17 protein-coding genes are annotated in these 25,932 nt (G+C 58.1%); 2 read left to right on the top strand and 15 right to left on the bottom strand.

Annotated elements, in window-relative coordinates:
• Position 1: 1 nt before the first annotated feature.
• The 9 genes from IFU29_RS10810 to IFU29_RS10770 form a co-directional block, all read right to left on the bottom strand.
• A complete protein-coding gene (locus IFU29_RS10810) occupies positions 2 to 3,100 on the bottom strand; it encodes an efflux RND transporter permease subunit (protein ID WP_191933931.1) in 3,099 nt (1,032 codons plus the stop codon).
• Positions 3,097 to 6,255, bottom strand: coding sequence for an efflux RND transporter permease subunit (locus tag IFU29_RS10805; RefSeq protein WP_191933930.1), 3,159 nt, complete (start codon positions 6,253 to 6,255; stop codon positions 3,097 to 3,099). The genes IFU29_RS10810 and IFU29_RS10805 overlap by 4 nt, the downstream gene beginning before the upstream one ends.
• Positions 6,252 to 7,475: an MdtA/MuxA family multidrug efflux RND transporter periplasmic adaptor subunit gene (locus IFU29_RS10800; protein WP_191933929.1), complete on the bottom strand. Its 1,224-nt coding sequence runs from the start codon at positions 7,473 to 7,475 to the stop codon at positions 6,252 to 6,254. The genes IFU29_RS10805 and IFU29_RS10800 overlap by 4 nt, the downstream gene beginning before the upstream one ends.
• Positions 7,476 to 7,682: 207 nt before the next feature.
• Positions 7,683 to 9,086, bottom strand: coding sequence for an efflux transporter outer membrane subunit (locus IFU29_RS10795; RefSeq protein WP_274604290.1), 1,404 nt, complete (start codon positions 9,084 to 9,086; stop codon positions 7,683 to 7,685).
• Positions 9,076 to 12,204: an efflux RND transporter permease subunit gene (locus tag IFU29_RS10790; protein WP_191933928.1), complete on the bottom strand. Its 3,129-nt coding sequence runs from the start codon at positions 12,202 to 12,204 to the stop codon at positions 9,076 to 9,078. The genes IFU29_RS10795 and IFU29_RS10790 overlap by 11 nt, the downstream gene beginning before the upstream one ends.
• A gap of 15 nt (positions 12,205 to 12,219) precedes the next feature.
• Positions 12,220 to 13,350: an efflux RND transporter periplasmic adaptor subunit gene (locus IFU29_RS10785; protein ID WP_191933927.1), complete on the bottom strand. Its 1,131-nt coding sequence runs from the start codon at positions 13,348 to 13,350 to the stop codon at positions 12,220 to 12,222.
• A 195-nt stretch (positions 13,351 to 13,545) separates the two neighbouring features.
• Entirely contained in the window at positions 13,546 to 13,734 is a 189-nt protein-coding gene (locus IFU29_RS10780) for a toxin-antitoxin system HicB family antitoxin (protein WP_191934056.1), read from the bottom strand.
• 261 nt (positions 13,735 to 13,995) lie between these two features.
• On the bottom strand, positions 13,996 to 15,711 hold the full coding sequence (locus tag IFU29_RS10775; RefSeq protein ID WP_191933926.1) for a penicillin-binding transpeptidase domain-containing protein: 1,716 nt from the start codon (positions 15,709 to 15,711) through the stop codon (positions 13,996 to 13,998).
• A gap of 372 nt (positions 15,712 to 16,083) precedes the next feature.
• Positions 16,084 to 18,357, bottom strand: a complete 2,274-nt coding sequence (locus IFU29_RS10770; RefSeq protein WP_191933925.1) for a molybdopterin guanine dinucleotide-containing S/N-oxide reductase — start codon at positions 18,355 to 18,357, stop codon at positions 16,084 to 16,086.
• 194 nt (positions 18,358 to 18,551) lie between these two features.
• On the opposite strand from IFU29_RS10770, the gene galR reads away from it, so the two are divergent.
• Positions 18,552 to 19,553, top strand: coding sequence for an HTH-type transcriptional regulator GalR (gene galR / locus IFU29_RS10765; protein ID WP_191933924.1), 1,002 nt, complete (start codon positions 18,552 to 18,554; stop codon positions 19,551 to 19,553).
• A gap of 149 nt (positions 19,554 to 19,702) precedes the next feature.
• Here galR and IFU29_RS10760 read toward each other — a convergent pair whose 3' ends face one another.
• From IFU29_RS10760 to IFU29_RS10740, 5 genes are read right to left on the bottom strand one after another with little or no spacing between them, the layout of a single operon-like run.
• Entirely contained in the window at positions 19,703 to 20,155 is a 453-nt protein-coding gene (locus IFU29_RS10760) for a GNAT family N-acetyltransferase (RefSeq protein WP_191934055.1), read from the bottom strand.
• A 5-nt stretch (positions 20,156 to 20,160) separates the two neighbouring features.
• Positions 20,161 to 20,934, bottom strand: a complete 774-nt coding sequence (locus IFU29_RS10755; protein WP_062744268.1) for an FCD domain-containing protein — start codon at positions 20,932 to 20,934, stop codon at positions 20,161 to 20,163.
• Between the two features lie 40 nt (positions 20,935 to 20,974).
• Positions 20,975 to 21,292, bottom strand: a complete 318-nt coding sequence (locus IFU29_RS10750; RefSeq protein ID WP_062744269.1) for a PTS sugar transporter subunit IIB — start codon at positions 21,290 to 21,292, stop codon at positions 20,975 to 20,977.
• 10 nt (positions 21,293 to 21,302) lie between these two features.
• A complete protein-coding gene (locus IFU29_RS10745) occupies positions 21,303 to 22,730 on the bottom strand; it encodes a glycoside hydrolase family 1 protein (RefSeq protein WP_191934054.1) in 1,428 nt (475 codons plus the stop codon).
• Between the two features lie 9 nt (positions 22,731 to 22,739).
• Entirely contained in the window at positions 22,740 to 24,074 is a 1,335-nt protein-coding gene (locus tag IFU29_RS10740) for a PTS sugar transporter subunit IIC (RefSeq protein ID WP_062744271.1), read from the bottom strand.
• A gap of 182 nt (positions 24,075 to 24,256) precedes the next feature.
• Here IFU29_RS10740 and IFU29_RS10735 point away from each other — a divergent pair, with 182 nt between their 5' ends.
• Positions 24,257 to 24,568 carry a PTS lactose/cellobiose transporter subunit IIA gene (locus tag IFU29_RS10735; RefSeq protein WP_191933923.1) on the top strand — a complete coding sequence of 104 codons (312 nt, stop codon included), beginning with the start codon at positions 24,257 to 24,259 and terminating at the stop codon, positions 24,566 to 24,568.
• Between the two features lie 61 nt (positions 24,569 to 24,629).
• On the opposite strand, the gene lysA is transcribed toward IFU29_RS10735, so the two are convergent.
• Entirely contained in the window at positions 24,630 to 25,883 is a 1,254-nt protein-coding gene (gene lysA / locus IFU29_RS10730; RefSeq protein ID WP_191933922.1) for a diaminopimelate decarboxylase, read from the bottom strand.
• Between the last annotated feature and the right edge of the window lie 49 nt (positions 25,884 to 25,932).

The raw sequence follows: 25,932 nt of genomic DNA, 5'->3' as shown, positions 1-25,932 counted from the left end.
GTTAATCCGCATGACGCAGACGTTGCCACGCGTGTTTTGTGACACGACCGACGCGGTCAAGACAGAGGTACACCACCGGGGTGGTGAACAGCGTAAGTAACTGGCTCAGAGCAAGTCCTCCGGCAATGGCCAGCCCCAGCGGGCTGCGCAGGTCGGCATCACCGCCGCTGCCGAGCGCCAGCGGTAAAGCGCCAAAGAACGCGGCCAGGGTGGTCATCATGATGGGCCGGAAACGCATCAGACAGGCCTGGGTGATCGCCTGCTGCGGGCTCATCCCCTGCTTACGCTCGGCGGCCAGGGCAAAATCAACCATTATGATGGCGTTCTTTTTCACAATACCTGCCAGCAGCAGAATGCCGATCAGTGCGATCACCGTCAGCTCTGTCCCGGTCAGCATCATCAGCAACAGCGCACCAACCCCGGCAGAGGGGAGCGTAGAGAGGATCGTCAGCGGATGAAGATAACTTTCATACAGCATTCCCAGCACGATATAGACGGCGGCCAGCGCGGCAAGGATTAACCACGGCATCGACGCACTCAGCTCGGCAAAGGCCTGTGCCGTTCCGGAAAACCCCGCCTGAATGGTATCCGGCAGGCCGATTTTTGCCATCGCGTTTTTCACTGCCGCCTGCGCCTGTTCCAGCGAGGCCCCGTCCGTCAGGTTAAAGGCAAAGGTACTGGTGGCCGACTGACCCTGGTGATTAACGGACAGCGGAGCATTGCTGCCGCTGATACTGGCAAAGGCCGACAGCGGGATACGTTCACCGCTGTCGTTAATGACCAGGAGCTTATTCAGGGTATCTGCATCGCGCGTCCATTCGGGGCTAAGAGACATCACCACATGATACTGGTTAAGGGTTTTGTACAGGGTGGCCACCTGCCGCTGGCTGAAGGCATTATTCAGCATGGCATCCAGCATCTGCACGTCCACACCCAGCCGCGTGGCGCGGTCGCGGTCAATATTGATCATCACCTCCTGTCCCCCGGTCTGCGCGTCGGAGTCGATGCTGGTCAGCAGCGGGATCTGTTCCAGCGCCGCCTTCACTTTCGGCGTCCAGATGCGCAGAGCATCAAGATTGTCCGCCTGCAGGCTGTACTGAAAGGAGGCATTGGCGCTGCGCCCGCCAATATGCAGATCCTGCGCTGCCATCAGAAACAGCGCCACACCCGGGATATTCCGTGTTTTACCGCTGAGGCGGTTCGCCACTTCGCTGGCATTAGCCTCGCGCTTATCGACGTCTTTCAGATGCACGAAGAACATCGCCGTATTCCGTGAACCAAATGCCCCACTGCCCATCGAGGACATCACGCCATCCACCGCCGGATCGTTTTCGATCATCGCAGCAAAGGCTTTAACTTTCGGCTCCATCGCCTGAAAGGACACATTCTGGTCGGCACGCAGCATCCCCATCAGCAGGCCGGTATCCTGATTCGGGAAAAACCCTTTCTGCACCACCGAGTACAGAAACAGGTTGAGGATCACCGTCAGCAGCAGGCTGAACATCGTCAGGCGCTGATGGCGCATGACCCAATCCAGGGCGACGGCATAGCCCGCCAGCAGGTGATTCAGACCCTTTTCAATCCCCTGATAAAGCGGGTGCGGACGCCTGGTCACCGCCGGTTTACGCTTCAGCAAACGCGAACAAAGCATCGGCGTCAGGCTGAGGGAGACCAGCATCGATATAATCAGCGAGGCGGTCAGCGTGACGGCAAATTCGCGGAACAGACGGCCAACGATGCTGCCCATCAGCAGGATCGGGATAAACACCGCCACCAGCGACAGCGTCATCGACAGCACGGTGAAACTCACCTCCTGCGCACCTTTGACTGAAGCGCGCACCGGACTGAGCCCCTCTTCGATATGGCGGGTAATGTTTTCCAGCACCACGATGGCATCATCCACGACAAACCCGGTGGCGATAATCAGCGCCATCAGCGACAGGTTATCCAGGCTGTAGCCGCACAGATACATCACGGCACAGGTCCCCGTCAGCGACACCGGCAGCGCCAACGCCGGGATAATCAGCGCGCGTATGTCGCGCAGAAAGATGAATACCACGCCAATTACCAGCAGCATGGCGATCAACAGCGTCTCTTCCGTTTCATAGAGCGAGGCGCGCACGTTGGGCGAACGGTCAACCACCATGGTCAGCTTGACGTCTGCGGGCAGATCTTTTTCTATCAGCGGCAGCTGGGCCTTAATACCGTCAATCGTTTCCAGCATATTGGCCCCGGCTGAACGGGTAACGCCGATAGTGACCGACGGCGAACCGTTATAGAACCCGGCGCTGTAGCGGTCCTCTACCCCATCATAAACGTGGGCGACATCGTTCAGGCGGATCGCGCGGCCATTGCGCCAGGCAATGACCAGGCTACGGTACTGACTGGCCTGGTCAAGCTGCCCGTTGCCATCCACCATCCAGGACTGGTTTTTTCCCTCCAGCCTCCCTTTCGGCAGGCTGGTGGTGCTGCCAGCAATCGCTTCCCTTACGCGGTCCAGCGGGATGCCGTACTGACTTAACTGCTGCGGTTGCAGATCAATGCGCACGGCAGGCAGGGCGCTGCCGCGCAGGGAGACGTTCCCGACCCCGTTGACCTGAGCGACTTTCTGCTTAATTTTACTGTCAGCCAGATCGTACAGCTCAGCACTGGTTCGGGTGGTGGACGACAGCGCCATCATCAACACCGGCGCATCAGACGGGTTCGCCTTCTGATACGTTGGCAGTGACGGCATGCTGGTGGGCAACAGGCTGCGTGCCGCGTTGATCGCGGCCTGCACGTCGCGGGCGGCACCATTGATATCGCGATTGAGGGCAAATTGCAGAATAATATTGGTTGAGCCCTGCGAACTCTCCGATGTCATTTCAGAGATACCGGCAATTTGCCCCAGCGCACGCTCCAGCGGCGTCGCTACCGTGGCAGCCATCGTTTCCGGGCTGGCACCGGGCAGTTCTGCCGACACCATGATGGTCGGAAAATCCACGGTTGGCAGCGGGGCCACTGGCAGCAGGCGATAGCCCAGCGCCCCCAGTAACACCAGGGCCAGCGTCAACACCAGCGTGGCCACCGGACGACAAATAAACAGGCGGGGCAGACTCATTCACGCCCCCGTGCGGCCTGACGGCGCAGATAGCGTTTCATACGCTGTGACACGCCGTCAAACCACAGGTAGATCACCGGGGTGGAGAACAGCGTCAGCACCTGGCTGAAGATCAGACCGCCCACGATCACCAGCCCCAGCGGCTGGCGCAGCTCCGCCCCCGAGCCGGAGGCCAGCATCAGCGGCAGCGCACCCAGTAGCGCCGCCATGGTGGTCATCAGGATCGGACGGAAGCGCTGAAGACAGGCCTGGTGGATCGCCTCTCGCGGACCGAGGTGCTGCGTTTTAACTGCCTCCAGGGCAAAGTCGATCATCATAATGGCGTTCTTTTTGACTATGCCAATCAGCAGGATCACTCCGATCAGCGCGATCAGGCTAAATTCCGTGCCGGCCAGCATTAACGTCAGCAGAGCGCCCACCGCCGCCGAGGGCAACGTTGACAGAATGGTCACCGGATGTATAAAGCTCTCGTAGAGGATCCCCAGCACCCCATACATGGTCAGCAGCGCGGCGAGGATCAGCCACAGCGTATTACCGGTGGCACGCTGAAAGGCTGCGGCTTCCCCCTGGTAGCGCAGCGTCACCGACGGCGGCACCGCCAGCGAGGCCGAGACCTCGCTTACCGCCTGTTGTGCCTGCTCCAGTGAATAGCCGTCACTCAGATTGAACGAGATCGTCACCGCCGGGAACTGGTTCAGACGCATATGCACCAGCGAACCGGTACGCAGGTGAATACTTGCCACCGAGGTCAGTTTGACCATCCCGCTGGCCGAACTGCGGGTCGTGGAGGCGCTGTCAGTTGTTGACGTCGCGGTGCTGCTCTCGGCTGACGGTTGCAGCCAGATATCGTCGAACGAGGCCGGAGACTGCCGGAAGGCCGGTGCCACCTCCAGCACAACGCGATACTGATTCGACTGGGTAAATATCGTCGAAATCAGACGCTGGCCGAAGGCGTTATACAGTGCCGTATCAACGTCTGAGGCCGTGATGCCGAAGCGCGCGGCGGCATCACGGTTGAGTTCGACATAGGCCACCTGTCCCTGGTCCTGTAAATTACTGACCACCGAGCTGAATTCGGGACGCTGACGCAGCGCACTGACCAGCTTCGGTGACCAGGTCACCAGGTTCTGGCTGTCCGCATCATCCAGCGTTAGCTGGTAGCGGTCCGGCGTGACCTGGTCGTTAACCGTCAGATCCTGTGCGGATTGCAGATAAAGCGCGATGCCCGGCACGCCCGCCGTCGCCTGCCGGAGCTGCGCGATGACGCTATCCGCGCGTTCGCCCCGCTGGTCAAACGGTTTAAGGTTAATCAGCAGGCGGCCACTGTTGAGGCTGGTATTGCTGCCATCAATGCCTACCGTCGAGGAGAGGCTCCCGACGGCCGGATTTTGCAAAATCATCGCCGCCAGCTGCTGCTGCCGCCGCGACATCTCTTTAAATGACACATCCTGCGAGGCCACCGTTACCCCCTGGATCAGCCCGGTATCCTGGGCCGGGAAGAAGCCTTTCGGCACCAGCAGATAGAGCAGCACAGTAAGGATCAGCGTGGTCAGCGACACCAGCAGTGTCAGACGCTGATGGTTGAGAACGACGGTCAGCAGGCGATCGTACCCGGCCACCAGCCGGTCAAAAAACTCGCCGCCCTTACGATAGAAGCACGTCTGGCGATTTTCAGGAACCGGGCGTAACAGTGTCGCACACAGCATCGGTGTCAGCGTCAGCGACACCAGCAGGGAAACGAGGATCGACACCGCCAGCGTGATGGCAAATTCGCGAAAGAGCCGCCCGACGACATCCCCCATAAACAACAGCGGGATCAGCACCGCAATCAGGGAAAAAGTCAGAGAAATAAGGGTAAAGCCGATCTGGGCCGAGCCTTTCAGCGCCGCTTCCAGCGGGCTTTCCCCCTTTTCCAGACGGCGGGAAATGTTCTCCACTACCACGATGGCATCGTCAATCACAAAGCCAGTGGCAACGGTCAGGGCCATCAGCGAGAGATTATTCAGGCTGAAACCAGCCAGGTACATCACCCCAAAGGTGCCGACCAGCGACAGCGGTACGGTTACGCTGGGGATCAGCGTGGCCGCCACGTTGCGCAGGAACAGGAACGTCACCATGACCACCAGCGCAATCGACAGCATCAACTCAAACTGCACATCGCTGATGGAGGCGCGAATGGTCTGGGTGCGGTCAGAGAGTATCCTCACCCGAACCCCGTCCGGCATTGCCGCCTGTAACGCCGGCAGCTGTGCTTTAATACTGTCCACCACTGAGATAACGTTCGCCCCGGGCTGGCGCAGCACGCTGATAACAATCGCCGGCTGATTGTCAGCCCACGCCGACTGCCAGGTATTCTCTGCGGCTTCTTCGATATGCGCCAGGTCGCGCAGGCGCAGCGCCGCCCCGTTTTTCCAGGTAAGGATCAGATTGCCGTATTCCGCGGCGGTGCGTAGCTGGTCATTGGCATCAATGGTCACTGAGTGGTACTGGCCGTCAAACCCGCCCTTCGAGCCGTTAACGTTGCTGTTACCGATCAGCGTATTCACGTCTTCCAGCGTCAGGCCGTGTGCCGCCAGTGCTTTCGGGTCCATCTGCAGGCGGATGGCCGGCTGGTGGCCCCCCGCCAGCGTCACCATACCGACCCCGGAAATCTGCGACAGCTTCAGGGCAATACGGGTGTTTACCAGGTCCTGAACCCGGGTCAGGGGCAGCGTATCCGAGCTGGCGGCCAGAGTGATCACCGCACTGTCTGCCGGATTAACCTTCTTATAGGTCGGCGGATTAGGCAGGTCGTCAGGGAGCAGGCTGTCGGCGGCATTGATTGCCGCCTGCACTTCCTGTTCGGCCACGTCCAGCGACAGGTCGAGCGAGAATTTCAGTGAGATCACTGACGATCCGCTGGCGCTGCTGGAGGACATCTGGCTCAGACCGGACATCTGTCCGAGCTGGCGTTCCAGAGGGGCCGTTACCGATGAAGCCATGACATCCGGGCTGGCACCGGGATAGAGCGTGGTGACCTGAATGGTCGGGTAGTCCACCTGCGGCAGCGCCGAGGTGGAGAGCGTGCGGTAAGCAAAAATACCGGAAATCAGCACGCCCATCATCAGCAGGATAGTGGCCACCGGGCGTTCGATAAAAATGCGCGACGGATTCATTGCGCTTTCTTACCGGCGCTGGCGGCAGCCGTCTCTTCCGCGGTCACCACGGCGACTTTACTGCCGTCGGACAGACGGTCTATCCCTTCCGTCACTACCCGCTCCCCGGCGCTGACGCCCTGCAGGATCGCCTGACGGTCACTGCCAAAGATCGGCCCGGTGGTCACCGCTTTACGGCTTACTGTACTGTCCTTATTCACCACATAGACAAAACTGCCATCGCTGCTCAGCTGCAGGGCCTGAGCAGGGATCACCGTAGCCTGTTTGAGGGTGCCGGTTTGCAGACGCAGATTCACAAACTGATTCGGATACAGCGCCTCATCCCCGTTGGCAAACAGCGCTTTCAGCTCCACCGAGCCGGTGCTGGTGTCGATCTGGTTACTGATATACTGCACCTCCCCCTGCGCCAGCGCGCGGCTGCCCTGCTGATCAAAAGCGGTCGCAGGCAGCGTCCGGTCATGGTGCAGGGCGGCCAGCAGCGTCGGGATATGGCTCTGGGGCAGGCTAAAGGTGACCGCTGCAGGCTGCGTCTGGGTAATGGTCACCAGCCCGGTGGTCGAACTGCTCTGTACCTGATTACCGGCGTCCACCAGGCGCAGGCCCACCCGCCCGCCGATCGGGGCGGTAATACGGGCATATTCAATATTGAGTTTTGCCGCGTCAATCTGCGCCCGATCCGCTGTCACCGCACCGCGGTACTGGCCGACGGTGGCGGTCTGGGTATCGAGATCCTGGCGCGCCAGCGAGTCCTGAGCATACAGTTTCTGATAGCGCGCCAGCGTCAGCTGCGCACTTCTCAGCAGCGCCTGATTCTGATTAAGCTCGCCCTGATACTGCGCCAGCGTCGCCTGATAGCTGCGCGGGTCAATCTGTGCCAGCAACTCCCCCGCCGCCACTTTCTGCCCCTCTTTGAAGTAGACGTGTACCAGCTGCCCCTCCACCCGGCTGGTGACGGTCACCGTTGCATTCGGGATCACCGTTCCCAGCGCATCGAGATAAACCGGCACATCGGCCTGCACTACCGTACCGGTATGCACAGGCGTGGTCATTCCCGCCGTCTTTCCCGGCCCGCCCGGCCCCCGCATACCGCCGGGTGTACCCGTGGCGGAATGCCCCTGCGGCCAGAAATGCCAGATCAGTGCGACAGCAATCAGCAGCATAATCAGGCAGAGAAACTGAGTTCGCCGGGAGTGAGGTTTCTTCGGTAGGTTCGCGATCATGGGGTTAACGTCTTCAGGATGCAGTAAAAAGAGAACTGCGCTGACAGGTCCAGCGCAGTTGGGATTTAACGTCGGTCAGACCTGGCTGAACGGCGGCACCATCAATACTTGTTGATAGTAATTCCCATTATCATCTAATTATCTGCGGAGGTTCTATACGAGGGGCGTAAGGTTTTCGTAAGAACTGCAATATTCACTCTGTTTTCATCACGATTTCCAGCCACCTCCCAGTGCCTTATACAGCGTTATCTGCTGGTTGAGCTGTCCCAGGCGCGTGGTGATCAGCGACTGCTGTGAGGCATACAGTGAGCGCTGCGCCACCAGCACGTTAAGATAGTTGTCCACGCCTTCACGGTAGCGCACGTCTGCGAAGCTGAAATTACGCTGGTTTGCCGCCTCATCCAACTGCCGTGCTTTTAGCTCATCCTGATAGGTTTCCTGCCCTGCCAGCGCGTCCCCCACCTCTTTAAATGCCGTCTGAATGGTTTTTTCATAGTCTGCAATTTCAATGCGTTTTTGCAGTTTGGCGATATCCAGATTGGCCATATTCACCCCGCCGTCGAAGATCGGCAGGTTGATACCCGGGCCAAACGACCAGGCCGCCGTTCCGCCAGAGAGCAGATGACTGAAGGTACTGGAGGTGGAGCCCCCCGCCGCGGTGAGCGAGATGCTGGGGAAGAAGGCGGCGCGCGCCGCCCCGATGTTGGCATTGGCCGCTTTCAGCGTATGTTCTGCGGCGATAATATCCGGGCGGCGCGTCAGCAGATCGGACGGGAGTCCGGCCGGCGTCGGCGGGAAGTGCCACGCCTTTTGTAAATGTGCCCCCGCCAGTAAATCCGGCGGGAGTTCGGTGCCCACCAGCAGCCTGAGGGCGTTAACGTCCTGTCGCACCTGACGACTGTAGCTGGCGATATCGGCCTGTGCTGCCCGCACCGAGGTTTCGGCCTGCACAAGGTCCTGCTCGCTGGCCACGCCGCCGTCATAACTGCGTTTGGTCAGATCGTAGGAATCCTGCTGACTCTTCGCCGTATCCTGCGCCAGCTTCAGCAGTGCATTATCCGCACAGAGCGAAAGATAGCCCGAGGCCACTTCGGCAATCAGGCTGATCTGCGTAGCCCGCTGCGTGGCCGCGCTGGCCAGCCAGGCTTCCAGCGCCTGATCGCGCAGGCTGCGCAGCCGACCGAAGAAGTCCAGTTCCCACGCCGTTACGCCCAGGCTGGTATTCATCTGCCGGTAGGTAACCGGCCCACTGCTTTTCGTACTGTAGAGGTTACCCGGCAGATGCGTCACGTCATCACTGCCGTTGAAGTCAACGGAGGGCATCAGCGCCGCACGGTCAATCTGCACCTGTGAACGCGCCACTTCGACGTTAAGCGCCGCCACGCGTAGATCGCGGTTATTGTCCAGCGCGCTGGCGATCAACCGGTGCATTACCGGATCGGTAAAGAAGTTCTGCCAGCGGATATCCGCACCGTTGCCGGCAAGGGGGTTATTCTGGTCATAATGCGCGGCCACCGGCAGGGCCGGACGCTGATAGTCCGGCTCCATCGTACAGCCTGCCAGTATGACTGCCAGTGGTAACATCCCCAGAGAAAAAGCGTTACGCATCATGTTCTTCGACCTCAGTTTTCGATTTTCTTTTACCAGCAAAATGCTGCGCAACCGCAACGTAAAACATCGGGACAAAGAAGATAGCGAGGAAGGTAGCGGTGATCATCCCGCCCACCACGGCTGTCCCGATGGAGTGCTGGCTACCGGCACCTGCCCCGTGTGAGATGGTGAGCGGCATCACGCCGAGCACAAAGGCCATCGACGTCATGATGATCGGCCGGATACGCAGTCTGGCCGCCTCCATCGCCGCATCCACCAGCCCTTTACCTTCGTTCTCATGCAGATCCTTGGCGAACTCAACAATCAGAATGGCGTTCTTTGCCGCCAGCCCGACGGTGGTCAGCAGCCCCACCTGGAAGAAAACATCATTTTCCAGCCCGCGCAGCAGCACGGCCAGAATCGTCCCCAGCACGCCCATCGGTACCACCATCAGCACCGAGAATGGGATCGACCAGCTCTCATACAGCGCGGCGAGGCAGAGGAAGACCATCAGGATGGAGATGGTATACAGCGCAGGCGTTTGTGAGCCCGACATCTGTTCCTCATAGGACAGGCCGTGCCACTGCACGCTGAAGCCTTTGGGCAGTCTGGCAGCGATCTCATTGACCGCTTTGACCGCCTCACCGGAGCTGTAGCCGGGAGCCGGGGAGCCCATAATTTCGACCGCCGACACGCCGTTGAAACGTTCATAGCGTGGCGAACCGTATTCCCATTTACCGCTGCCAAACGCCGAGAACGGCACCATGTCACCGCTGGCGTTGCGGAAGTACCACTTGTCCAGATCTTCCGGGGTGACGCGGGAACCCGCATTCCCCTGCACGTAGACTTTCTTCACGCGGCCGTTGTAAATAAACTGATTCACATAATTGGAACCCCAGGCGGTGGAGAGCGTGTCGTTGATATCTTCCAGGTTCAGGCCCAGCGCCCTTGCCCGCTCATCGTCAATGATCAGATGGTACTGCGGTTCATCCTCCATGCCGTTGGGTCGGGTCGCGAACAGCCGTTTGTCTTTTGCCGCCATCGCGAGGAACTGATTTCTCGCCGCCATCAGCGCCGCGTGGCCCTGGTTATTCACATCCTGCAGGAAGAAGTCAAAGCCGGTCGCATTGCCCAGCTCCATGACCGCAGGCGGCACCAGGGCAAACACTTTGGCATCCTTCAGGGAGGCAAAGTGCGCCATAGTTCGCTGTGCCAGTTTGGCCACCGACTGGTTACTGTTGCGCTGATCCCAGGGTTTTAGCAGAACGAAAGACATGGCGGTATTTTCCCCACGTCCGGCAAAGCTGAATCCGTTTGGTGAAAACACGGATCTGACTTCCGGTTCATTTTTCAGCAGCCAGCCGCCAATGTTATTCAGTACCTCCTGTGTGCGTTCGCTGGAAGCATTGGCCGGCAGCGTCACCTGCACCATCATGACCCCCTGATCCTCATCCGGCAGGAATGAAGTGGGTACGCGCGTGAACAGATAGCCGGTGGCCACCACGATGCCCAGATAGATCAGCAGGAACAGATAGCGCCTGGAGATCACCACCCCAACGCTGCGGGTGTAGCGCAGCGTGCCGGCATCAAACTTACGGTTAAACCAGCCAGCCATCCCGGTGTTTTTATGTTCGGCGGAGCTGGCTTTCAGTAAGGTGGCACACAGCGCCGGGGTAAAGATCATCGCCATCAGCACGGAGAGTGCCATCGCCGACACGATGGTGATCGAAAACTGGCGGTAAATCACACCGGTAGAACCACTAAAGAAGGCCATCGGCAGCAGTACCGCCGACAGGACGAGGGCAATACCCAGCAGGGCGCCCTGGATCTGCTGCATGGATTTTATGGTGGCCGCTTTCGGGTCGAGTCCCTCGTCGTGCATTACACGCTCGACGTTTTCTACCACCACGATGGCGTCATCCACCAGCAGGCCGATGGCCAGCACCATGCCGAACATCGTCAGAATGTTGATGGTGTAACCGCAAGCCGCGAGAATACCGAAGGTGCCCAGCAGGACGACCGGCACGACCATGGTGGTGATCAGCGTCGCCCGCAGGTTCTGTAAAAACAGCAACATAACCAGGAACACCAAAACGATCGCCTCAACCAGGGTCTTTACCACCTCTTTAATCGAGGCGCTGACGACCGGCGAGGTATCGTAGGGGAAGTTCACTTTCACCCCTTCGGGCAGGGAGGGTTTGATGCCGTTGACAGTTTTGCGCACGTTGTTGATCGCATCCAGCACGTTACCGCCGCTGGCGAGACGCAGCGCAATCCCCACCGAGGGCTCACCGTTGTAAGTGGCCGAGATGCTGTAATCCTGCGGCCCCAGATCGATGCCACCCACATCACGCAGGCGCACCTGGGAGCCATCAGGGTTGACCTTCAGCAGGATATTTTTAAACTGCTCCACCGACTGCAAACGCGTTTTGCCCACCACGGTAGCGCTGAATCGGGCTCCATTCACCGTCGGCAAGCCGGCCAGCTTACCGCTGGAGACCTGCACGTTCTGCTGACTGATGGCCGTTGTAATATCGCTGGGGACCAGCTGGTATTTATACAGTTTTGCCGGGTCCAGCCAGATACGCATTCCGTATTCTGACCCCATCACCATAAAGTCACCCACGCCGTTACTGCGGGCGATCGGGTCCTGTAATTTCGACACCATCAGGTCAGCAAGATCGCCGTTGCTCAGGTTAGGATTACTCGATGTCAGCCCGACAACCAGCATAAAGTTGGACTGGTATTTACGGATATTAATCCCCTGATTAACCACTTCAGTCGGTAGCTGTGACTCGGCCAGCGAGACCTTATTCTGCACCTGAACCTGAGCGATATCCGGATCGGTACCCTGGTTGAAGGTGACGATAATCGTGGCGCTGCCGTCACTGTTGCTCTGCGATTCGATATAGCGCAGGTGATCCAGCCCGTTAAGCTGCTGTTCAATAACCTGCACCACCGTATTCTGTGTGGTTTCTGCGCTGGCACCAGGGTAGGCGATCTGGACCGAAATCGCCGGCGGCGCGATATTCGGATACTGGTTCACAGGCAGGCTGAGAATCGACAGCCCCCCCACCAGCATCACCACAATGGCAATCACCCAGGCAAAAATAGGGCGTTCAATAAAAAATTTAGACATCCACGTTTCCTTTACTTACTGAGCCGACGGGTCGGCGGTGGTCAGATTTGCCTTTGATGCTTCCGGCCTCTGACTCTCACTGGCGCTGGTTGACACCCGCGATCCCGGATGAACGCTCTGCAGGCCGTTGACCACGACCCTGTCGCCCGACTTCAGACCGGCATTCACCAGCCATTTGTTGCCCAGCATCTGGCCCGTGACGATCTGCTGCTCGGTGATACGGTTTTTCGCATCCACCAGATAGACATACGGCCGACCTTTGGTGTCGTGCATAATCGACTCCTGCGGCACCAGAATGCCCTGCTCTGCCACGCCCTGGGGGAAGCTGGCGTGAACAAACATCCCCGGCAGAAGATCGCGCTGCGGGTTGGGGAAGGCGGCACGCATGGTGACGCTGCCGGTACTTTCATCTACCGTTACTTCGGAGAACTCCAGACGCCCCTCCAGTGGGTAGGGAGAACCGTCCTCCAGCGTCAGCGTCACCGCTGCCGCATTGTCTCCGGCTTTTTTCATCTGCCCGTTTGCCAGCGCGCGGCGCTGTGCCAGCAGATCGAGCGACGACTCGCTGACGTCCACATAGATCGGATCAAGCTGCTGGATCAGACTCATGTAGCTGCTCTGGCCGTTCGTTACCAGTGCCCCCTCCGTGGTGAGGGAGCGACCGATATGCCCGGTGATGGGTGCCCGGACATGGGTGTAGTTCAGATTGACCCGCGCTGTTTCCACATCCGCCCTCGCCTCACGAGCCGTGGCAACAGCATCATCGTAAGTCTGCTGACTGATGGCATGGGCGGCAGCCAGCGGTTTGTAGCGTGCAGCGACTTTATCCGCGTTAATCAGGGTAGCCATGGCTTTATCGTAGGTCGCCTGATAGCTCGCCGGGTCGATCTGATAGAGAGGCTGTCCGGCTTTGACCTCGCTCCCCTCTTTAAACAGGCGTTTCAGCACGATACCGCTGACCTGCGGGCGCACTTCTGCCGTGCGCACCGCCGTAGTCCGGCCGGGCAATTGAGTGAACAGGGTAACGGCTTCGCTTTTCAGCGTGCTGACCCCCACATTAACCGGCACATCGCCGGAAGGTGCCGCTGTCTGGTCACAGGCAGACAGCACAAAAACTAAACTCGCGGAAAGGATCCTTAAGCGCATGGTGAAGTCTCAATTAGAATGATTTAAATTAATAACGAGAGTGATTATTCTCATAAAAGAAAAGCATTATAGCGGGGGCAAAAATCTGGCTTGTTAAGTGTCTGCTAAGTTTTCTATCGAAACGCGACGAGTAAACCGGTCGTGCTGTTCGCATCGACGGATGCCGCCCTGTTGCTCCCGCGATAACGGCTCTGACTAGCCCTGTGGTTCGATTCCTCTCCTCCTGAGTTCACGCCGTGCCAGCTCTTTCAGCCAGCAGGCAAGCGTCACATTTTCATTGTCCGTCAGCACCCTCAGCTGGTCATGGAGTTCAGGGTGAATGCGTAGCTGAAAAGCCGCTGAACGGCCGCCGGTTTTGGGCGTCCTGTCTTTAAGTTTCGGCATCATCGTCGGTTCCTGAAGGTGAAAAACGCCCCCTGCAGCGCTACCAACACCTCAGGGGGCTGACACGATGCAATGGAATGCGTACCGCACCGTGGTGGCATCACAGTAGCGCGATGGACGAGGTTTATTTTGCCGATTAGTGTATGTGGTAAGGAAAAGTTGTCAGCGAATTTCACCGCTGTAACAAGTCGGCAGGCAACAGAGGGCGTAAAGATAAAAAAACCCACGCATTAGCGTGGGTTAGCGGGAAAGCCTGTTGTATCAGCCCGGATGATAAATCGCATCCGGTGCAATGTTCATATGCTTGAGTACCGGGCCAATAATATTGCCAAAGACCGGTGCCGCCACCGAGCCGCCAAAGTGATCGCCCGCCGTCGGATGGTTGATCATAATCACCAGCGCCACCTGCGGATTGCTGGCTGGCGCTACGCCAGCGGTGTAGTTGATATAGCCGCCATCATATTTACCGCTGTCGCCCATTTTTTCTGCCGTCCCGGTTTTGATCGCCAGGCGGTAGCCCGGCACGGCGGCACGCACCCCACTCCCGCCGGGTAACGCATCACTTTCCATCATATGCACCACTTCACGCACGATCTCTTCATCGGCCACCCGTCGGCCCGAGACCGGCGGGGTGACTTTGGTAATAGAGAGCGGCCGGTAGATGCCAAAGGAGCCCAGCGTGGCGTATTCGCGGGCAATCTGCAGCGGCGTCACGCGCAGGCCATAGCCAAACGAGAAGGTGGCACGTTCAATATCTGCCCAGCGTTCACGGTGCAGCGGGAAGTAGCCCACGCTCTCGCCGGTCAGCCCCAGCCCGGTGGGTTTGCCCAGGCCAAAAGCATGATAGGTGTTCACCAGCACTTCGGCCGGCATCGCCAGTGCAATATGGGACACCCCGATATCACTGGATTTCTGCAGGATGCCGGTCATGGTCAGACGCGGCCAATGGCCGACATCGCGGATCAGGTGGCCGTTGACGCGATAAGGCGTGGTATCCAGCACCGAATCGGGGCGAACCAGCTTACGCTCCAGCCCTTCCATCACCACCAGCGGCTTGACGGTTGAGCCGGGTTCAAAACTGTCATTAATGGCGGTATTGCGCATCTGCGCCGGAGAGACATCAACAAAATTGTTGGGGTTGAACGACGGATAGGAGGCCATTCCGAGGATCTCCCCGGTGTCGATCTTCACCAGTACTGCCGCCCCCGAGTCTGCCTTGTTAAGCAGCACGCCATCGCGCAGCTTACTGTACATGGTGTACTGGTCGAATTTATCAATACTAAGCTGCACCGTCGGCGGCTGCTGCGGCGGCTCATAGTTGATCATCGCGACAATGTTACCGCTGGCATCCTGACGATACTTCTCCACTCCCGGGGTGCCCTGCAGCAGCTTATCGAAGCCTTTTTCCAGCCCGGTCAGCCCGCTGTTATCCGCCCCCACAATGCCGAGCAGCGGCGCAGTGGCTTCGCTCATCGGATAGAAGCGGCTGTCGTTATACACGGTGCTGATGCCGGTCAGATGCAGTTTGACAATATCCTTCGCAATGCCCAGTTCCACCTTGCGCCCGAGATAGAGAAAGCGGCGGTTGGGGTTCGCATTAATCTGCGCCGCCAGTTGCTCCGGGCGCTGCTCCAGCGCGTTGGCCAGATACTGCCATTTGGCGTTGGTAAAGTCCGGGTGTGCCTGCAGTACGCGCTGCGGATCCGCAATCACATCACGCGACGGAACGCTGAGGGCCAGGGCTTCACCGTTACGATCCAGCAGCGTACCCCGGTTGGTCGGCAGCGTCACGGTTCGCAGCGAACGCTCATCGGCCTGCTTTTCCAGCATCGGATGGTTGATCAGCTGTAAATCAGCGACCCTCGCCAGTAGCAGCACCAGGCAGACCACCACGCCCAGGCAAACGAGCCTGAAACGCACGGGGTTAAACGTCGGAGCTGACTGAGACTTTGCCAGGAATTTTTTTAACGGGGGCATGTGGGTTCCGGAACGGGCTGGAAGATAACTTGCTGGCAGTTATACAAAAAATGTTGCGGGGATGACAGGGAAACTGTGTTTCAGATCGTGAGTGGTCGCGCGGCAACCGCGACGGAATCAGCGAATAAACAAAACTTTATAAATCAGATTGTTAGCCATTACTCACTGCGTTGCAGGCAAAAAAAACCTGCGCATCTGCGCAGGTTGGTGAAACAAAGCGATAAAAACTTTTTGATGTTCACCCATCAATACCTCTGGGACTTGAACTGTAGCAATCCTGGACGATATGCCGCTACACGCCAATCGCAACAGTTACCCGCAAAATGTAACCAGCTATGTGATTTGTAGGGTTTTTTGCAATGTCTCCTCGCTTCAGCCGTCAACGTCCGCTTTTCTGATCTCCACCAGGCAGCTCATGGCGTTGGGCCCCTGGGTCAGTGAGGAGGTACCAATGTCCAGCGTCAGTACGTTCGGGTTCCCCGCCCGGTCGTAAGGCTTCCAGGCTTTGCCGAAACCCGGATCGAACCAGGCGCCGGTCGCGATCAGCACCACCTGCGGACTGATCCCGTCGCTGAGACGCACCCCTGCCTGCATGGTGCCACGATCGTTGCTAACTTCAATCACGTCCCCGTCGCTGATGCCGCGGGCTGCGGCATCCTGCGGGTGCATCAATAGCGTTTCACGTCCGGCAGTTTTATTCGCCTGCACCGATGGCGTGGCATCCATCTGGCTGTGCAGACGGTCGTGAGGCTGAATAGAGATCATATGCAGCGGGAAACGTTCACCCAGCGGCGCACCCAGCCATTCCTGCGGCGGCTGCCACTCCGGGTGAGGGCCAAAGTCGGGAAGCTGGTAACCGGCAATGGTTTCCGAGAAGAGCTCGATCTTACCGCTGGCGGTTTTAATTGGGTGGGCAACCGGATCCTGGCGGAACGCCTCCATAAATACCCACTCTTTTTCCGACGCCGGGATCTCGACGTGACCCGTCTGCCAGAAATCATCAAAGGATGGGAAATCAATGCCTTTGCCCTGATGTGCCACCGCGCACTGCTGGTAGAGGTGCTCAATCCACTGGCGCTCATTGCGCTTTTCAGTAAAGGTATCGCGATACCCCAGACGGTCAGCGAGATCGGCAAAAATATCAAAATCGTTGCGCGCCTGATGCTGCGGTTTGATGGCCTGATGCATCGCCAGTACAAAGCGGTCCTTAGACGAGCCGCCAATATCATTACGCTCCAGCGAGGTGGTGACCGGCAGGACAATGTCTGCCATCTGTGCCGCAGGCGTCCAGACGATATCCTGTACAATCACCGTATCCGGGCGCTGCCAGCCCTCCACCAGACGGTTAAGCTGCTGGTGATGATGGAAAGGATTGCCCCCCGCCCAGTGCACCAGATGGATATCCGGGTAGGTGTGCGTCTGTCCCTGGAAGGTATATTCCGTACCGGGGTTCAGCAGCATATCGCTGATGCGCGCCACCGGGATGGCCTGGTCAGCAATCGGATTAAAGCCGGTCGACATCAGCGGCGATGGCCCCTCCGTGCGCGGGTTACCCACGCTGTTCATTGAGCCGTGGCCGAAGGAGAACCCGGCCCCCGGCAGGCCCGGCTGACCCAGCATGGAGGAGAGGGCAATCATCATCCAGTAGGGCTGCTCGCCGCGATGGGCGCGCTGCACGGAATAGGAACAGGTGATAAAGCTGCGTTTGCCGCACAACTGTCTGGCCAGCAGACTGATACGCGATGCCGGAATACCGGTGATCTCGCTGGCCCACTGCGGCGTTTTCGCCTGGCCATCGCTCTCGCCCAGCAGATAAGCACGCAGCTGCGGATACCCCACGCAGTGCGACTGCAGGAAGGCATGATCCACCGCTCCCAGGCGGTCAATTTCATAGCCCAGCGCCAGCATCAGCGCCACATCTGTGTTGGGGCGGATGGGGATCCACTCCGCATTGACGAAGGCCGGGCAGTCATCGCGCATTGGGCTGATGTTGACCACCGGGGTCCCTTTAGCGGCCAGCTTTAACAGCGCTGGCTTCAGGCTGTGCTCCCCTGCCCCACCGGAAGCCACCTGGCTGTTTTTCAGCGCCAGGCCGCCGAAGGCGATAAAAATTTCGCAGTGATCAATCACGCTCGGCCAGTCAGTCACCCGTCCGGTCAGCGGCATATAGGTGCCAATCACATAAGGCAGAAAGAACTGCGCGGCCCCCCAGCTGTAATTTCCCTGCTGGTCAATGCCCCCGCCGCCCAGGTTGTAAAACCGGCGGACCAGGGTGCGGGCATGATTGACGCGCCCGGCCGAGGACCAGCCGTAAGATCCGTTGAAAATAGCGCTGGCACCGTAACGATCGCGCACCCGACGATTTTCCTCTGCCACCAGGTCCAGAGCGGTATCCCAGTCCACTTCGACAAACGCTTCCCGGCCGCGCAGGGTGCGGTCACTGTTCTCGCGTGACGCCAGCCATGAACGCCGCACCATCGGCCTGCGGATACGCTTATCTGAGTAAACCAGTTCGGGAATGCTGTTGAGCATCGGGGACGGATCCTGATCGGCGAAGAACGGCTCACAACGCAGCAGTTTTCCGTCTTCAACCACGGCGCTAAAGGCACCCCAGTGGGCAAGGTGTGGCACATTAATAATCGTCATTGCAGGATCCGTTAAACAGGTGTTTTTCTGGAAAAGCAGAATATCATTTTTCACCGGGCAGCGGCACAGGGCGTTTTATCGTCTGGCTTTGCGATGTCTGCGACATTCTGCATCACTCCGCAGGCTTGCAGTCACTGACGCTTTCCGCAACACTAATGGCAATGTAAACGCTTACCCAGGAAGGCATTTAACTCATGGCTACCATAAAGGATGTTGCCAGACTCGCGGGCGTTTCGGTAGCGACCGTGTCCCGTGTCATTAACCACTCTCCTAAAGCCAGTGAAGCCTCACGCCTGGCGGTGACCATTGCGATGGAGTCGTTGCAGTATCACCCCAACGCCAATGCACGCGCGCTGGCGCAGCAGTCAACCGAAACCATCGGACTGGTGGTTGGGGACGTTTCCGACCCTTTTTTTGGCGCAATGGTCAAAGCGGTGGATTCCGTCGCCTGGGAAACCGGGAACTTTTTACTGATTGGTAACGGTTACCATAATGAGCAGAAAGAGCGTCAGGCGATTGAGCAACTGATGCGCCACCGCTGCGCGGCCCTGGTCGTTCATGCCAAGCAGGTTCCCGACCAGGAGCTGATGCCGCTGATGAAGCAGATCCCCGGCATGGTACTGCTGAACCGCGTGCTGCCGGGCTATGAAACCCGCTGCATTGCGCTGGATGACCGCTATGGTTCCTGGCTGGCGACCCGCTATCTGATCCAGCAGGGCCACACTAACATTGCCTATATTTGTTCCACACACTCCATCTCCGATGCCACCGACCGCCTGCAGGGCTACTACGATGCGCTGAAGGAGCACAACCTGCCGTGTAACGATCGGCTGGTGGCTTTTGGTGAGCCGGATGAAGTAGGCGGTGAGCAGGCGATGACCGAACTGCTTGGCCAGGGGAAAACGTTTAGCGCCGTCGCCTGCTATAACGATTCGATGGCCGCCGGGGCGCTGGCCGTGCTGAGTGATAACGGCGTGCGCGTGCCGGAGGAGATGTCGCTGATCGGCTTCGATGACGTGCTGGTTTCTCGCTACGTGCGCCCCCGTCTGACAACGGTGCGTTACCCTATCGTGACGATGGCCCAGCAGGCGGCTGAACTGGCGCTGGCGCTGGCTCACGGGCAGCCACTGCCGGAGATCACCAATCTGTTCAGCCCGACGCTGGTGCGCCGTCATTCGGTGGGGGCACCGTCGTAATGCTGGGGTGCTGATTAAAGACCGGGCCTGCAGTGCGCTCTTTCGCCGCGACGACGTTTTCTGGTCGTCCCATGCTGAAGGCCAGCATTACCGGTCAGGCCCGCGTCACTGGCCGACCGAAACCGGGGGCAGGCATGCCCGCCCCGATGTTATTCCAGCGTTTTGTGGTATAGCCGTACCGCTGTCGCCGGATAATCCAGCGCATCGCCGATGTACGCCCAGCCAAAACGTTCGTAATAATCCGCACAGGCTGAATAGAGGTAGAGATGGCGATCGCCCCGCTGACGGCAGCGGTCAATGATCGTCTGCTGCAGCTGCCCGCTTACCCCCTGCCCGCGATAAGGCTCATCCACATACAGCGCCGCCAGCCAGGGAAACAGATCCTGACGGCTGATCAAATCGCAGCGCCACAGCCCGACGGTGCCCACCGGACGGTCGCCGTCCAGCGCCACAAAAGTCAGCGGCAGATCGGCACCGCTCAGGCTGCTGTCGAGGATGCTGGCAAAAAAATCGCGACTGTTTTCACTGCCAAACGCCCGCCACAGCCAGTCAGCGAGGATGTCCCGGTGTTCAGGCACGGCGCTCAATGGCACTATACGCAGTAAACTCACACCAGCTTACCCTGAAAAATGGGTACGGATTCAAACAGATAACCATCAAAGTCCGGGGCGTCGGCGTCCGACAGCTCCAGCAGGCTGTGCTTCACATTTTCCAGATGCTGCCACATCGCCTGCCAGGAACCCATCACGTCCCGCCGCCGCAAAGCGGCAAGGATGGTCTGATGATCGCCCAGCCACTTCAGACGGTAGCTGCGCGTTTCAATATGGCTGCGTAACTGCTGCCACAGCGGACTGCTTTCATGATGACGCCAGATGCTGTTAACGGTATCCAGCAGCATCTGATTTTGTGTGGCTCCGGCCAGCAGCAGGTGGAACACCTTGTCATTGTCCTGACTTTTATCGTCAAGGGCGATGGCACGCTGTTCCTGCTCCAGGATACGCTTCAGATTTTCAATATCCGCCTTGGTCGCCATTTTTGCGGCAAAGGCGGCGATATTGCTCTCCAGCAGCTGACGCGCCTGCAGCATTTCAAACGGGCCGACATCGCTGCGAAAGAACGCTTCCTCTTCATCGCTGCTTTCCGAAGGGATACGCATCACGTACACGCCGGAGCTCTGGCGGATATCCACCGTTCCTTCCAGCTCCAGCATCAGTAACGCTTCTCGGACAATGGTGCGGCTGACGCCCCAGGTCTCGGCGATCTGACGCTCCGGCGGCAGGCGCGATCCTACCGGATAGTGGCCCTCGATGATTTGCTGACGCAGATCGTGCCCGATTTCCTGATACTGCTTTTTGTCCTGCGCAGGCGCACCTTTGTCCACGGATCCTCACCTTTTAAACCATTATCACTATTGATGGCCGCTAGTTTACCAAAGCCAGCGCCTGATCGAGTACTTTTGCGCCGTTAAGGGTACCGTAAGCCACCGAATCAATCACCGCAATCGGGATCTGATGGCTGTCGGTCAGCTTGCGGTTCTCTTCCAGCTTGAAGCGTACCTGCGGTCCCAGCAGAACCACGGCGACTTCGCCGGGGTAATTTTCCAGCTCATCGCGCAGGTTCTGTTCCGGGATCGCATAGATTTGGTACTCCAGCCCGCGTGCGGCCGCTTCTTTTTCCATGCGTGTCACCACCATGGAGGTGGACATGCCTGCTGCGCAGGCCAGTACGATACGTTGCATCAGTTGCTCCTTATTTGGCTTCATCGTCCAGCGTGACAGAAAGCTGGCGCTGTTCACTGACCTGCTGATACCAGCGGGCGGACTTTTTCATCCGGCGCTGACGCTGATTTTCCAGGTCGATTTCAATCAGTCCGTAACGGTTTTTAAACGCATTCATCGGCGAGACGTTGTCGGTAAAGGCCCACAGCATATAGCCCTGGCAGTTCATGCCTGCGTCCCTGGCGCGAAGCGCCTGATAGAGATGTTCGGTGATAAAGGCGATGCGATAGTCGTCCTGGATTTCGCCATCGGCGTTTTTGAAGCGGGCTTCGTTCTCAATGCCCATGCCATTTTCTGCGACAAACCACGGGAAATTGTCGTAGTCATTTTTCATGCGTACCGCCATATCCCAGACGATAGCGGGCTGAATTTCCCAGCCGCGAGAGGTATTCATCCGCCGTCCCGGCAGCTCAAAATGTTCGTAGTAAAAGGCCGGGTGGAACGGCGTTTCCGCATGCCATGCCCGCGAGGGCGCTTTAACGCGGTGCGGGTAATAAAGGTTAATCCCGACTTCGTCGACGCGATTGGCATGAATAATCGCCAGCTCCTGCGCATCGTACTCCCAGTTAACGTGATGTTTTGCCAGCAGCGCTATGAGCTCTGCCGGGTATTCGCCCTTGATCGCCGGGTCAAGGAACACGCGGTTGTAGAACAGATCGTAAATCTCGGCCGCCCTGACATCGTGCGCGGCGCTGGAGCGCGGGTAAGTCACTTCCGGGTTAAGGATGGTGCCGACGCTACCCTGATAACCTTTCTCACGGAACAGCTGCACCACTTTCGCCGTGGCGAGGTTTTTGTGATGATTCCACTGCATCCATTTATCGGTGTTCTGCTCGTACGGCCAGCGCAGCGCATCCAGATAAACCCGGGTCTGCACCACAATCGGCTCGTTAAAGGTAAACCAGCGCGTTACCTTGTGGGCGTAACGGGCAAATACCTGCTCCGCATAGCGGACGAACATCTCCACCACCTGTTTCGAACCCCAACCACCGTACTGTTCCAGCAGGACCGCAGGCAGTTCGTAATGTTCCAGGCACAGCATTGGCTGAATATCATTGGCCAGCAGTTCATCGATCAGGCTGTCGTAGTAAGCCGCGTACTCTTCATCCACCACCGCATTTTCATAGTCGGTCAGAAAGCGCGCCCAGTTAATCGAGGTGCGGTAGTGTGTCAGGCCCGAGGCTTTCATCAGCGCCACATCTTCTTTGTAGCGGTTAATAAAATCGGTAGCGACCGCCGGCCCGAAACCGTTATGCCAGACGTGGCGATCGTGCTGATACCAGGCATCGAGATAGGAGTCCTGGCCGGATTTTTTGCCGCTCCAGCCTTCGGTTTGCCACGCCGACGCGGCAGCACCGAGGATAAAATCGTCCGGGATGGTGACGTTAAAGGTACTCATCATAACTCCTTAATTTTTCGCGGGTTCAGGCTGTAACGCTTTAGCGTCAGCGGCTTCCGCACGGCGTGCGGCAATTTTGACGAACGGCAGATAGATCAGAATAGAGACCAGGATGCAGACAATTTGCGTCACTACCGCCCCCATCGATCCGGCCGTGGAGAGCCAGGCGTTAATGATCGGCGGCGTGGTCCAGGGCACCATCACCACTGCTTTACCGGCAAAACCGGTCACCGTGGCGAAGTAGCCGATCGAGCCGGTGATTAGCGGGGTGATAATAAACGGAATGGCGAGGATCGGGTTCAGCATGATCGGCATACCGAAGATCACCGGCTCATTGATATTGAACAGGCCCGGGCCGAAGGAGAGTTTAGCTATCTCACGCATCTCTTTACGTTTGGTTGCCAGCATGACTGCCGTCAGCAGACCAATGGTCAGCCCGGAACCACCGATACTCATATACACATCCCAGAACGGCATGGTGATGATATTCGGCGCTTCAATCCCCTGCTCAAAGGCGTTCATATTAACGAGGATCGCCCCCAGCAGCAGTGGTTCACGGATCGGTTTGACCATCTGATTACCGTGGATGCCGATCACCCAGAACAACTGGGCAACAAACATCAGCAGCAGAATGCCCCACAGGCTTTGCACTACCGATTCCAGCGGTTCCTGCACAATTTTGTACACGGCGTCGTACAGATACATGCCGGTAAAACGGTGGAAGATAAAACCAAAGGTGGCAATGGCGGAAACGGTAATGATCGCCGGGATCAGCGCGGAGAACGAAGCAGCCACATTGGGCGGGACGGTGTCCGGCATTTTGATCTTAAGCCGATCCACATGCTCCAGACGGCAGTAAATCTCAACGGAAAGAATGGCGATAAACATGCCAAGGAACAGGCTTTTGGTATCAGAGAACTGTTTTGCCAGCACGTCGGTCACCACCTGCATTTCCCCGTTGACCATCATGCTTAAGGTGGTGGGCGTGACCGCGACAAAACAGATAATCGCCAGCAGGCCCGGGAACAGGGTCTTGATGCCGTTGATTTTCCCCAGTTCAATACCGATCAAAAATACCGCACCGATATTCAGGAAGCTGAGGGTGGCGTAGTTAATACTGGAAGTAATGGGCTTCAGTTCTGCCAGAAACGACAGCGCCGCAAAGCTCGCCAGGCCGTTCTTACCGTCCAGTACCATATTGGAAATCAGCACCGAAAACGCGCCGACGATAATCACCGGCATCAGCGTAATAAACGATGATTTGATCGCCATAATATAGCGGTAGCTGTTGAACTTAGTGGCAAAACTCCCCAGCGAGTCGATTAGCCGATCCTGTAGAGACATGTGTGAATCCTCGAGGTAAAGGGTCAGGCATCCAGGCATTGATAGTTTGTTGAACTTCCGCTGTTGTGGCATACCAAAAATAAACAATCGCTGATTATTTACTGTGATTTATCTCTCAGAAGTGATCACTGGTATTCCAATAAGATAATCAGACCAATTTTGGTATACCAATGGAGGCTGTGATGGATTTCGAGCAAACGATGATGGAATTGCTGATCAACGCGGGTGAAGCACGTTCCCACGCCATGAGCGCAATCCAGCATGCCCGCAAGCGGGAGTGGCAACAGGCAGATGAGGCGCTGGCAGCCTCGGTAGAGGCCTCACGCGGGGCACATAAGATCCAGACCCAGCTGATTGGGGCCGATGAGGGCTGTGGCAAGGTGCCGGTGACACTGATTCTGGTCCATGCTCAGGATCATCTGATGAATGCGATGCTGTGCCGGGATCTGGCGGAAGAGATTGTCCTGCTGAGGAAAGAGATGTTTGCCGGATAGTCGTGTGCAGCAACGGGCCGATCGGAAAAATGATCGGCCCATATGGCACGCAGGGAGTGGATTACAGTTCCAGCGCCAGCAGCTCGGCCACCGTTTGTGCGCGACGGATCTGGCGCGGCTGACCATTTTCAAACAGCACTTCCGGGATCAGCGGACGGCTGTTGTAATTCGACGACATCGATGCACCGTAGGCACCGGTATCGTGGAAGACCAGATAATCACCGACCTGAACCGCAGGCAGGGCACGCGTTTCGACCTTGCCGCCTTCCAGTTGGGTGAAGACATCACCCGATTCACACAGCGGTCCTGCCACTACGGTATCAAGGGTCGTCTGCTCATCCAGCAGCCGGCCATCTCCGGCGATGGCCGAGATATGGTGGTAGCTGCCGTACAGCGACGGACGCATCAGGTCGTTGAATCCGGCATCCACCAGCACGAAGTGGCGGCTGCCCATCGACTTCACGGCGCGTACCTGGCTTATCAACACGCCCGACTCCGCCACCAGGTAACGTCCCGGTTCAATTTCCAGCTTCACCGGATGGCCAAGATACTGCGCCACGCGCTGACGCGCGCCATCCCACAGGCCGTAATAGTGACGGGTATCGATGGTCTCTTCACCAAAGCGGTACGGAACTGACAGCCCGCCTCCGGCGGAGATCGCCTCCAGATCCTGACCAAAGCTCACTACCAGGCTGACCATCGCATCACATACCTGCTCCAGGTGGCTGTAGTCAACGCCGGAACCGATGTGCATGTGGATCCCCACCAGCTTCAGCTGATACTGCTGAATAGCCGCCAGCGCCAGCGCCATATCGCCGTGCCAGATACCGTGCTTGCTGTTTTCACCGCCGGTATTGGTCTTCTGACTGTGGCCGTGGCCAAATCCGGGATTCACGCGCAGCCAGACCGGATGCCCCGCGGAAACCTGCCCAAGCTGGTGCAGCATATCAACCGAGCCGGCATTGACCGGGATCTTCAGCTCTGCCACCCGCGCCAGCGTAGGTTCATCCAGCAGGTCGGCGGTGAAAACAATTTCATCGCCTCCCGCCACGTAGCCCGCTGCCAGCGCGCGCTCAATCTCGCCCAGCGACACGGAGTCGACCTTGACACCGGCGCTGCGCATCAGGCGCAGGATATGAATGTTGGAGCAGGCTTTCTGTGCGAAGCGCACCACGTCGAACTGTTGCAGCTGGCGGATGCGTTCATGAATAATCGCGGCATCATACGCCCAGATCGGGCCATCGTACTGCAGTGCCAGCGGCAGCAGGTTGTCCTGAGTCAGGGCGGTGGTGGTGTCGGTCAGCAGGCGTGGCATAAGCATTCTCCATAAGATGATACGGCCATTACGCCACATCCTGATGTGG

The organism is Erwinia persicina, assembly GCF_014838825.1.
GTDB lineage: Bacteria > Pseudomonadota > Gammaproteobacteria > Enterobacterales > Enterobacteriaceae > Erwinia > Erwinia persicina_A.
This window is presented reverse-complemented; position numbering and strand designations above follow the sequence as displayed.